The organism is Buchnera aphidicola (Anoecia oenotherae), from assembly GCF_005080765.1.
GTDB classification, from domain to species: Bacteria; Pseudomonadota; Gammaproteobacteria; order Enterobacterales; family Enterobacteriaceae; genus Buchnera_E; species Buchnera_E aphidicola_AB.
The window spans coordinates 536411-548691 of sequence record NZ_CP033012.1; the positions used below are offsets into that span (position 1 = coordinate 536411).

General features: G+C 22.6%; 10 protein-coding genes and 1 tRNA gene. 4 read left to right on the plus strand and 7 right to left on the minus strand.

What is annotated here, in order from left to right; translation table 11 throughout:
- Window positions 1-125 precede the first annotated feature (125 nt).
- The 4 genes from trxA to D9V65_RS02350 form a co-directional block, all read right to left on the minus strand.
- Window positions 126-458 carry a thioredoxin gene (gene trxA / locus D9V65_RS02335; protein WP_158342136.1) on the minus strand — a complete coding sequence of 111 codons (333 nt, stop codon included), beginning with the start codon at window positions 456-458 and terminating at the stop codon, window positions 126-128.
- 2089 nt (window positions 459-2547) lie between these two features.
- Complete coding sequence (gene ilvC, locus D9V65_RS02340; RefSeq protein ID WP_158342138.1) at window positions 2548-4032, minus strand: ketol-acid reductoisomerase; 1485 nt, start codon at window positions 4030-4032, stop codon at window positions 2548-2550.
- A gap of 145 nt (window positions 4033-4177) precedes the next feature.
- On the minus strand, window positions 4178-6022 hold the full coding sequence (gene ilvD / locus D9V65_RS02345) for a dihydroxy-acid dehydratase (protein WP_158342140.1): 1845 nt from the start codon (window positions 6020-6022) through the stop codon (window positions 4178-4180).
- A gap of 361 nt (window positions 6023-6383) precedes the next feature.
- Window positions 6384-6456, minus strand: a tRNA-Trp gene (locus tag D9V65_RS02350).
- A 332-nt stretch (window positions 6457-6788) separates the two neighbouring features.
- Here D9V65_RS02350 and D9V65_RS02355 point away from each other — a divergent pair.
- The 4 genes from D9V65_RS02355 (at window position 6789) to fdx (ending at window position 9745) form a co-directional block, all read left to right on the plus strand.
- Window positions 6789-7997, plus strand: coding sequence for an IscS subfamily cysteine desulfurase (locus tag D9V65_RS02355; RefSeq protein WP_158342142.1), 1209 nt, complete (start codon window positions 6789-6791; stop codon window positions 7995-7997).
- 70 nt (window positions 7998-8067) lie between these two features.
- A complete protein-coding gene (iscU, locus tag D9V65_RS02360; protein WP_158342144.1) occupies window positions 8068-8469 on the plus strand; it encodes a Fe-S cluster assembly scaffold IscU in 402 nt (133 codons plus the stop codon).
- Window positions 8470-8620: 151 nt separating this feature from the next.
- The gene (hscB, locus tag D9V65_RS02365) at window positions 8621-9112 is read left to right on the plus strand and encodes a Fe-S protein assembly co-chaperone HscB (protein WP_158342145.1); all 492 of its coding nucleotides are present in this window, start codon (window positions 8621-8623) and stop codon (window positions 9110-9112) included.
- Window positions 9113-9418: 306 nt separating this feature from the next.
- Window positions 9419-9745: an ISC system 2Fe-2S type ferredoxin gene (gene fdx / locus D9V65_RS02370; protein ID WP_158342147.1), complete on the plus strand. Its 327-nt coding sequence runs from the start codon at window positions 9419-9421 to the stop codon at window positions 9743-9745.
- A gap of 198 nt (window positions 9746-9943) precedes the next feature.
- On the opposite strand, the gene D9V65_RS02375 is transcribed toward fdx, so the two are convergent.
- The 3 genes from D9V65_RS02375 to D9V65_RS02385 form a co-directional block, all read right to left on the minus strand.
- Window positions 9944-10540: a GTP-binding protein gene (locus D9V65_RS02375; RefSeq protein ID WP_315984279.1), complete on the minus strand. Its 597-nt coding sequence runs from the start codon at window positions 10538-10540 to the stop codon at window positions 9944-9946.
- A complete protein-coding gene (locus tag D9V65_RS02380) occupies window positions 10537-11340 on the minus strand; it encodes a GTPase (protein ID WP_158342151.1) in 804 nt (267 codons plus the stop codon). The genes D9V65_RS02375 and D9V65_RS02380 overlap by 4 nt, the downstream gene beginning before the upstream one ends.
- Window positions 11341-11431: 91 nt before the next feature.
- The gene (locus D9V65_RS02385; RefSeq protein ID WP_158342153.1) at window positions 11432-12043 is read right to left on the minus strand and encodes a YfgM family protein; all 612 of its coding nucleotides are present in this window, start codon (window positions 12041-12043) and stop codon (window positions 11432-11434) included.
- Window positions 12044-12281 lie beyond the last annotated feature (238 nt).

Genomic DNA, 12281 nt, shown 5'->3' on the forward strand with positions numbered 1-12281 from the left:
AATACTAAATACATTATGGTATTAAAAGAAATGGATAAAAATATACAAAATTAAAATATTTATTTTAATTTAATTAGAAAATTTATTTTTTCATATAAAATTATGAAAAATATTATATATATTTTTTATTTTAAATGTTCGTCTAAAAAACTTATTAACTCTTGTTTAGATACAAATCCTACTTTATTTGCTGAAACTTCTCCATTTTTAAATAATAACAATGTAGGAATACCTTTAATAGAATATTTATTAGATATGATACTATTATGTTCTACATTAATTGACGCAAATAATAATTTACTTGTATATTCTTTCGCAACTTCTTCCAGTACAGGTGCTAATAATTTACAAGGATGACACCAATTAGCCCAAAAATCTACTAATGAAAATCCTTTGTTTTCTAATATTTTTTCCTTAAAATTATTATCTGTTATAGAAATAACGTATTTTGTTTTCATAATCATGTAATCACTTTTTAAAAATTAGTTACGATATAAAAATTAAATAAATAATAATTTATATTAAATAATTAATAATTCAGTATTGTTGAATTTATTAATGTATTATACTTATAGTATAATACTAAAATTTAGTTTATCATAAAAAAAAAAAAAAAACTAGCTTTGCTAAAATTTTTACTGTTTTAATAAAAAATTAAAAAATATAACTTTTTCAAATAAAAAATTTAAAATTCATTAATATATATAATTATTATAAATTATGATATTACTATAATCTACTTTTCTATATTATATCTTCTTTAAGTAATTCGTAAAAAAACTAACAATTTTATTTATTATTTGTTAAGTATATCATATCTTTTTCTAAAATTACAAAACGTTAACACCAATATTAATTAATCATGAATCAAATCAAATTTAAAACAACCTTCTTTTTTCTTCTACATTATATTAATAAACACTTTTTATGTTCGAGAAAAACCCCTTTGCTATACCAATAGCAAAACCATGTAAAAATTTAATCTATTAAAATAATACATTACCATAAGTTAAATACTTTCAAATTTATTGTTTTTTACACTAATCTTTATTAGTAAAGTATACTTATATTTTTAATAAAACATCTTTTATTATTTTAGCATTAAATTTTTCTTTTATCAATTAAATATTATTAATTCAAGTTATAAAATTATTTTTATCATCAATAATCTTTTTTGTTTTTTTATAACTTTTAAATTTAGAAACGACCTATTTTTTTCATTTGTCTCTAATCAAGATCTGCAAAATATTTCCAATGAATATTATTTCATAACTGTATTTGATTATTTAATACAATCAAAAAAATTTAACAAAAAATCTTTTCATATAATCTTTTTCTAAAATCTGAGACTAATAATTATTTCTATACAAAATAGTATATTACTTTATAGTAAAAAAAGGGCTTTTTATCATCAAAAATATACTTTACTGAATGATAACTACTGATTCATCTTTTTATTTTTTAATTTATTATCTTATTTCTTATTCCATGATCTAAATGAAACTATATATATATATTTTTATTTAAGAAATTAAGCTATTATTGATTTTATTTGTTTTTTACAGAAGAATAATTTTCTTCTAATTTAATAACTTTAATAGAATAAAACAAGCTTTTAAGCATGAAAATCTTTTAAACTAACTCTTTCTACATAAATAAATAGATTAATCGTTATCACCTACTAAAGAAAAACTATTGTTTTATAATAAAAAACTGAATTTATACTAAATCAAGTTTGTATATGTATATTAATCAAATAAAAATTATTGATTTTTTAACTATTTTTTATTTCGTTATTGTTTTAGAATAAACAAGTAAGAAAATATAAAATATCATCAAATTTTAACATGTTCGATTTTTTTAAATAATTATTTTACAAGTTATAACATTCAGTAATTTTTTTCTATCAGAAATAATATAAAACATATTTATGTTTAAAATTAAAAAGATTATTATTCTATTCAAAAAATTTTTATTATAATAAGTTTGTTAAAACTTTATTTGATTTCAATAAGTTATAAGTAAATTTATATAATAAATTATTCTATTCTTGCTCACCAAGCATAAATTACTATCTATTTTTAATAGATATAGTTTAGATTTTATATCTCTACGTTCTACAAGAATGAAAAGTTAATTTTTTCAATCTTTAATATCTATATCTCTCACTCTTTTGATTATTCTATCTTTCATTTATTTTTCTACTATACTAATGAAAGTTTAAACTATGAAATCATGTTATTTAAAAAAAAACTATATTTAATTAAATAAATAATATCTTTTATTATAACTAATATTTATTAATACTACTTCTAGTCATAAACGAGAATAACTCTTTTATAAAAGCAATAGTGTGTTTTTGATAATTATTAACAATAAATATATTTCTTATATATATAAAGAAAGAAAAATAATTACTAGAACATGTTTCTTTAAATAAATTTAAAAATAGTTTGAATAAAATTAAAATATTAAAATATTTTTAAATTTATAAAAATATTTATTTATATTTAATAAAATTATTTTTTTATATGAATAAAACATCCTTTATTTTTTAATAACTACTTTAGAATAATTTTGTGTATGTTTCATATATATTCTTAATTTTCTTCCTATTACTTCAATAGGATGATTATAAATTTTTCTATTTAACTCATTTAGTTCAACATTATTCACTATATTTTTTTTAACTAATTGATTCAATTTATTTATATTTAAACTGGACATAAAACTTCTAAAAATTGGTAAAGCTTCTCTAGTAAATAAATAGTTTCCATATTCAGCAGTATCAGATATTACTAAATTCATCTCATATAATCTTTTCCTAGCAACCGTATTAGCAATTAAAGGAAGTTCATGTAAAGACTCGTAATAAGCTGATTCTGCAGAAATACCAGATTCTAACATAATTTCGAAAGATAGTTCAATACCAGCTTTTAAAATAGCAACCATAACTATTCCATTATCAAAATATTCTTGATCTAAAAGAACAGTTTCTGATTTTTTTGCTTTTTCAAAATCACTATTTTTATTTTCTCGACGTAAATAAATTAAATCTTGATTATTATTTTTCCAATCGCTAATAACTTTTTCTGAAAATTTTCCAGAAATGATATCATCCATATGCTTACGGTACAAAGGAGAAAACATATTCTTTAATTTGTTAGATAATTTACAAGCTTCAATTTTAGCAGAACTAGACAATCTATCTAACATTAACCAAATTCCACCTTGTTTCAACGTTTCAGTAATTTTTTCCCAACCATTTTGAATTAAATTAACTGCATAATTTTCATTTATGCCACTACTAATTAACTTTTCAAAAAAAGATATTGAAGCACTCTGAAGAACTCCACATAAAATTGTTTGTTCACCCATTAAATCTGACTTTACTTCAGCTATAAACGATGACTCTAAAACTCCTGCTCTATGAGAACCTATTGAAACAGCCCATGCTTTTGCAGCATACATACCTTCTTTTTTTATATCATTGTTAGTATGAACTGCTATTAAAGCTGGAACTCCAAAACCACGTAAGAACTCTGCTCTCACTTCAGTACCAGGACATTTTGGAGCTACCATAATCACCGTAATGTCTTCCCTTATTTTTTCACCAACTTCCACTATGTTAAAACCATGAGAATAACCTAAAAAAGAACCTGATTTCATCATTGGTAATATTTTCTTCACTACTTCCGAATGTTCTCTATCTGGTGTTAAATTAATAACTACATCCGCAAAAGGAATAATAGATTCATAATCTAAAGCTAAAAATTCATTTTGAATAGCGTTTTTCCAAGAAACTCCTTTTTTTTCAATAGTTTCATTTCTAAGAGCAAAAGAAACATCCAATCCAGAATCTCTCATATTTAAACCTTGATTTAATCCTTGAGACCCACAACCTATTATTACTATTTTTTTATTTTTTAAAAAATTTACCCCGTTTAAAAAATCGGATGAATTTATAAATTTACTCTTTTTTATTTCTATTAATTTTTTTCTAAAACACAACTTATTAAAATAATTAGACATAATTACTCCATTTAACTTAATATTACTAATATTAGATTATATATATAGTTATATTTCAATACTAACAATTTCTGTTTTAAAACTATTTATATAACAACAAAACACAAATTTAAAAAATATTTTTTATTAATCTAAAACCGTTAAATTATAATGCTTTAATATCTCTTACCGCTCCCATATTAGCACTTGTAGCAAACTTAGCATATACTTTTAGTGCAGTAGAAACTCTTCTAACTCTATCTTGAGGAGTATATGCTTTTTCTTTTCTGAATTCCTCTATTTTTTTTCTTTTACTCACTTCTAAGGTACTAATCATTAAGTTTATTGAACGATTAGGAATATCTATGTTAATAATATCACCATCTCTTACTAAAGCTAGTAAACCTTTATTTGCAGCTTCAGGAGAAATATGTCCAATGGACAAACCTGAAGTTCCACCAGAAAATCTACCGTCAGTTATTAATGCACAAAACTCATCCATACCTGTAGATTTTAAATAAGTAGTAGGATAAAGCATCTCTTGCATTCCAGGACCTCCTTTTGGTCCTTCATAACGGATAACTATTACCTCTCCTTTTTTTATTTTTAGATGTAATATAGCATCTACCGCTTCTTCTTGACTTTCATAAACTCTTGCTTTTCCAGAAAAAGTATAATTTTTTTCTAAAACACCAGCAGTTTTTACAACACATCCATCTTTAGCTATATTTCCATACAAAACAGCTAATCCTCCATCTTTACTATAAGCATTTTTACTAGATCGTATACATCCATTTTTTCTATCTATATCTAATTGTTTCCATCTGCAACCTTGAGAAAATGCTTTTGTAGTTCTTTTTCCCTTTGGTGCAGCTCTAAACATTTTTAACACTAATTTATGCTTAGTTGATAAAATATCATAAATTTTTATCGTATTCTTTAAAGTTAATCCTAATATATTTTTCACAGTAACATTAAGCAAATTTATTTTATTTAATTCACTTAATATCCCCATAACTCCACCTGCTCTATGAAAATCTTCCATATGGTATTTTTTACTATTCGGAGATATTTTACATAAATTAGGAACTTTTTTAGCTAATTGATTAATATCTTTCATGCTAAAATCAACTTTTCCTTCTTGAGCAATAGCTAATAAATGAAGTATAGTATTAGTAGAACCTCCCATAGCTATATCCATAATCATTGCATTGTTTAACGCATGTTTATTAGCAATCATTCTTGGCAAAACTGAATAATTATCATTCTCATAAAAAGATTTTGTTATTTTTACTATTCTTTTAGCTGATTTTAGAAATAATTTTTTTCTATCTATATGAGTTGCTAAAAGAGTACCATTTCCTGGAAGAGATAATCCTATAGCTTCTACAAGACAATTCATGGAATTAGCAGTAAACATTCCAGAACAAGAGCCACATGTAGGACAAGCAACCCCTTCTATTTCTCTAGAAACCTCTTTTGAATACTCATCTTTAACTCCTGACAAAATAGCATCCACTAAATCTAAAGAAATTTTTTTATTTTTTAAAAAAATCTTCCCAGATTCCATTGGACCTCCTGATATAAAAACAGAAGGAATATTTAATCGCATCGCAGCCAATAACATACCAGGAGTTATTTTATCACAATTAGATATACATATCATAGCATCTGCACAGTGTGCATTTACCATATATTCTACAGAATCTGAAATTAACTCTCTTGATGGCAAAGAATACAACATTCCTGAATGTCCCATTGCTATACCATCATCAACTGCTATAGTATTAAATTCTTTAGGAACACCACCTGTTTTTTTTATCTCAGCAGATACAAGTTTTCCCACATTCTGAAGATGAATATGTCCAGGAACAAATTCAGTGTATGAATTTACAACAGCAATAATTGGTTTCTTAAAATCATTGTCATTCATTCCGGTAGCTCGCCACAAAGCACGAGCACCAGACATATTTTTACCTCTAGTAGTTGTATAAGATCGATATACTGGCATGCTTTATATTACTCTTTTAGTTATAATTTATTTTAATTAGATTTAATTAATATATTTTGAATTATTCTAATATACACACTTTATATAATTAACAACTTTTTAAATATTTTGATCCAAAAATTAAATAAAAAGCTAAAAAATTAAATCTTGTATTCTTAAAAAATATAATAAATATTTTATATTTATTAATTTGTTTAAATAAAAAACATATATGCTATATACTTTTGAAATTATAAAACTCAATTAAAAAAAATTTCAACTAATATAAAATATATATATTTATTTTTTATATATGAATTATTTAATATATCTCTATTATTTTTATAGTAATGAATCAATAAATGAATAAATTTTTATCTTACAGGGATGGAGGGACTTGAACCCACAACTTTCGGTTTTGGAGACCGATGCTCTACCAATTGAACTACATCCCTAATATCATTATTTTTTGAATAAACTTGAAAGGAATTATCAGATTTTTTACATAATCTTGGTACTATACTATAAAAAAATTAATATTGTCTAATATTTTTTTTATTTTTATAGTTTATGAATACGTAATTAATACAACTTTGCATATATTGCATATATATGTATATATAAAATATATATTGCTTATATTGCTTTTTATTCTAATTAAAACTACATTTTTAGCTTTTATATAATGTTTTTTTAAAATTAAAATTTAATCACTTTAAACTAATTAAATAAATTTTTATAAAATTTAATTTTTTTATTTTAACAATATTTATCATTAGAGAACAAGATGAAATTACCAATTTATTTAGATTATGCAGCAACAACACCAGTAGATCCACAAGTAATAAATATAATGAACAAATTTCTATCTATATCAGGAAGCTTTGGAAATCCAGCGTCACGTTCTCATAAATTTGGATGGATTGCAGAAGAAGCGGTAGATATTGCTAGAAATCAAATTTCCGATCTCATTAAAGCAGATCCTAGAGAAATTATTTTTACTTCTGGAGCTACTGAATCAAATAATTTAGCTTTAAAAGGATTTCTAGATTTTTATAAAAGTAAAAATCATATTATTACTAGTAAAACAGAACACAAATCTATTTTAGATACCTGTCAATATTTAGAAAAAAAAGGATTTAAAGTAACATATCTAACTCCAAAAAAAAATGGATTAATTGATTTAAATGAATTAGAAAATATTATTTCTAATAAAACCGCATTAGTATCTATCATGTATGTTAATAATGAAATAGGAATAATACAAAACATATTTGAAATTAGTAATATTTGTAAAAAGAAAAATATTGTTTTACATGTAGATGCAACACAAGCAATTGGAAAAATTTCTATAAATTTAAAAAAAATACAAATTGATTTAATGTCTTTTTCTGCCCATAAAATATATGGACCAAAAGGAATAGGAGCTTTGTATGTAAGAAGAAAACCAAGAGTTCGTTTAATTTCTCAAATACATGGTGGAGGTCATGAACGAGGAATGCGATCCGGTACTCTGCCTGTTCATCAAATTGCAGGATTTGGATTAGCTTGTTCTCTAGCTGGTAAAAATTTAAAAAATGATAATATGCACTGTATGAATTTAAGAAATCAACTTTGGAACGGAATAAAAAAAATTGAAGAAGTATATTTAAATACTGATCTAAAAAATAGTTCTCCTCATATTTTAAACGTTAGTTTTAACTATGTTGAAGGGGAATCTTTGATAATGGCTTTAAAAGATCTTGCTGTATCTTCTGGTTCCGCTTGTACTTCTTCTAGCTTAAAACCTTCTTATGTACTTCGTTCTATCGGAGTAAAAGATGAATTAGCTCATAGTTCTATTCGTTTTTCTATTGGGAAATATACCTCTGAAAAAGAAATTGAGTACTCTCTTAATCTAATACACTTAGCTATAAAAAAACTACGATTATTATCTCCTTTATGGGAAATGTATAAAGAAGGAATAGATATTAATAAAGTACAATGGAATACATAGTATTTTTCTTATAAGAGTAATATACTTAAATATTACTTATTTAAAATTACTTAACATGGTGATAATTATTATGTCATATAGTAAAAAAGTTTTAGATCATTATGAAAACCCTAGAAACGTAGGATCTTTTCCAAGTACTGATAAAAATGTTGGAACTAGTATTGTAGGAGCTCCTGCTTGTGGAGATGTAATGAAACTACAAATAAAAGTTAATAATAATGAAGTAATCGAAGATGCTTGTTTTAAAACATACGGCTGCGGATCTGCAATAGCATCAAGTTCTCTAGCTACAGAATGGATAAAAGGAAAATCAATTAATGAAGCAGAAAAAATCCATAATACTGATATAGTAAAAGAATTAGCATTACCTCCTGTAAAAATTCATTGTTCTGTTTTAGCTGAAGATGCTATAAAAAAAGCTATTTTAGATTATAAAAAAAAAAATTTATATCAAAAAAATAAAAAATGTTAAATATTAACATAATTTATAAAAATAATTTATTTATAATAAAACGCACTAAAACAACAGTTTTAGTGCGTTAAAAACTATTTGCAGTTAAAAAAATAGAAACATAATGTAATTTAAAACTATAATCTTCACTATAAGTTGATAAGGCTATATAATGAATTATTTTGTTTTATTTAACTTACCAGAAAAATTTGAAATAAACCTAAAAAAATTAACTAGAAATTTTTATAAACTACAAAAACAGTTTCACCCTGACTTATCCATGAAAAATTCCAAAAATATACAAACAAAATTTTTAAATAAATCTATATATATAAATGCAGGTTATAAAATTTTAAAAAATCCTATACAAAGATCTGAACATTTACTTTCAATAAATGGAATTACCACTCTCTCTTTAAAATATAAAAAAAGATATAATAATTTTTTAAAAATACAGTTTTTTTTGTATGAACAGTTAGATAAGATATTAAAAAAAAAAAATGAAAAAAAATTAAACAGTTTGTATAAAAAAATAAATAATTTTGAATTAGATAACATGTGCAAACTTAAACTTTACTTAAATAAAAAATTATGGAATATAGCAATATATACTACTCTAAAACTAAAATTTTTTGAAAATTTTAAAAAAAAAATAAAATGTTAGTTTTCTAATAAAAATAGTCCTCTCTTTTATAAACTTGTCTATATTAAATGTATCTAACTTTATTTAATTATCATTTATATGTGTAAAAACCATATTATATAACAATTTTTTTAAATCAATCATATTGTTAAAGTAATATACATTTCTTTTTTATTAAAATAATTATTAATTATTAAATTGAATTTACATTTAATATTTAAAATTTATATGATTAAACATAATATTTAAATTATTTGTTACAATACAATCACCATTATTTATATTGTTGTTTCACTGCATCTTTATTTTAAATTTTACGAGTCTTCTATGCCAAAAATAACATTTTTACCACATCAAGAAATATTACCAAACGGAATAACTATAACAGCAAAAACTGGAGATACAATTTTAGAAGCAGCTTTAAAACATAATATACAGATAGAACATACTTGCGAAAAATCATGTGTTTGTACTACCTGTCATTGCATTGTAAAAAAAGGGTTTAGTTCTCTATCAAAAATACAAGAAGATGAAGATGATATACTAGGACAAGCTGTAGGGTTAGAAGAACGTAGTCGATTAAGTTGTCAAGCCAAAATTGGAAATAAAAATATAGAAATAGAAATACCTTATAACACTTTAAAAATAAAATAATAAAATATTCGTTTAATTATTCATTAATAAAAATATTTGTTTAATTATTAAAAATTAAACTAAGCTAAATCGATTTATTGCAATTTGATATTACACTTACTAAAATTACTAAATGCGAGTAATTAGCAGATTACTCGCTAAATAAAATTTATTTACATTTCATTATAACTGAAATATAATATTTTATACTTAAATTCATCAATTGTTAATATATGGATTAATACTATTCTTAAAAAACAATTTAACTGGACTTCCAAACATTTTTAATTTTTTTTGAAAAAAATGTTCTAAATACCTTTTATACGATACAGGCAGCATATTCATTTTATTTCCATGAATAACTATTTTTAAAGGACTAAAACCTACTGGATTTGCATATTTTAATTTTATTCTTCTACCTTTATTCATAGGTGGATAGTGATGTTTTATCGCATTCCTTAATATGCTAGTCAAACAGGAAGTACTAACATTTTGTACTGAGGATAAATACACCTTAAAAATAGATTCTAACAATTCTTTTATACCAAACTTGAACTTAGCTGAAATAAAATGTATTTTAATTAATTTTATATCTTTAAATTTTAAATTAATATACTGTTTCATTCTATTTTTGTTCTTTTCTATAATAGAATCCCATTTATTAACCGCAATGATTACTGTTTTTCCATGTTCTAATGCATAATATAATAGAAAAAGATCTTGGTGAGTAATATTTTCTTCAGGATTAACAACTAAAATAGAAATTTTACTATTTTTAATTGATTTTAATGATTTTTTAATAGAAATTTTTTCTATATCATCATATTTTTTTTTTTTATTCCAGCAGTATCAATAAATATGTATCTTTTACTATAATGTTGAACTGGAACTGACAAACTATCTCTAGTTGTTCCAGAAAAACTAGAAGTTATCACTCTATCTATTCCAATAATAGAATTAATCAAAGTAGACTTACCAACATTAGGTCTTCCTATTACAGCTATATTAATAGGAATATTATCATTAGATATTGATTGATCTGACCTATTTTTTTGAAAAAATACACTAGGAAAAAAAAATTTTTCGTCTTGTGTAATATTGTTAATTTTTTTTCTTATTTTATAAATTTCATGTATTATATATTTAATAAACCACTTTTTTATTTCTTTTTTATTTAAAGAAGAAACGTAATACATATGTTTAAAACCTAAACTATAAAAATCATTTACTTCTAACTTTTCTTTTACTTTGTCCATTTTATTTATTAATACTATGATTCTTTTCTTTTGAATACGTAATGTTTTAGCTAAAACATAATCATCATTTGTTATCCCTTCATACCCATCAACAACAAACAAAACTATAGTAGCTTCTTTTATAGCTATAAAAGTATGTCGATCTATCTCTTTTTCTAAATTATTTTTATTTTTGCAATAAAAAATTCCAGCTGTATCAATTATTACTATTTTTTTTTGATAATCTAAATTCCCATAATTTCTATCCCTAGTTAATCCTGGATAATCTGAAATTAAAGCATCTCGAGTATTAGTTAATACGTTAAATAATGTAGATTTTCCAACGTTAGGTCTACCCACTAAAGTTACTATTTCTTTCATTTCTTTTCCCGATTAATAAATTTTAAAGATATTAAAAACTGATTATACATGTTTATAAACTATTAATATTTTATAATCACAGTATATAATGTTAAACATCCGTATGTTTTCGAAATGAAAATATTTTCATATGTAAAAAATTTCGTACATAAACGTTTTTCTCTAAAAAATAACTAATTTTCCAAAATTTAATAGCACTCTCTTTATTTCCAAGAGCGAAAAATATGTCTCCTTTTAAATTACACACGGAACTTGTCCAAGATGATTCTTGAATAAATGAAATTGATAATAAAGCCTTTTTAAATTCTCTTAACTCAAAATGTAATTTTGCTACCCTGAAATGAATTAAGTTAATTATACTATTATCTTTGCTCCATTTTAAAACATTTTGTAATACATCAATAGCTAAATTAAATTTATTTTTTGTAACATAATATTTGCTTAAATTTAAACTTTCTAAAACGCCATATACATTGTGGTTTTGTTTTATCAATAATTGAACTTTATTCATGTTTTCTTCATTACTAAAATCATTATCATCCATTATATTTTCATAATTTTCACAATTATCGCTGTCTTCTATAGTCAGTATTCTTTCTTTTTTAAAAAAGTAAAAATATGTTATCCCTAAAAAAATTATTATAAAAAAAACAAAAAACCATGTTTTAACGTTTAATAAATTTCGTAATTTATATTTATTCATTATTATTAATCCTTAATTCTAATGAGATTATATTTTATATTTCTACTACTATGCGAATAATTTTATTTATATTTTTATCATTTTTATATTAAAAAAATTTTATATTTCTAGCCAAGTATACATTATTTATTACAACTATTTAAAATTAATCATTTTTTGCTTTTATTAAAAATATTACAAAAAAAATAAATTCTATATTAAATATTCTAGTTTGGATTAGTAATTTTATATATAAAAC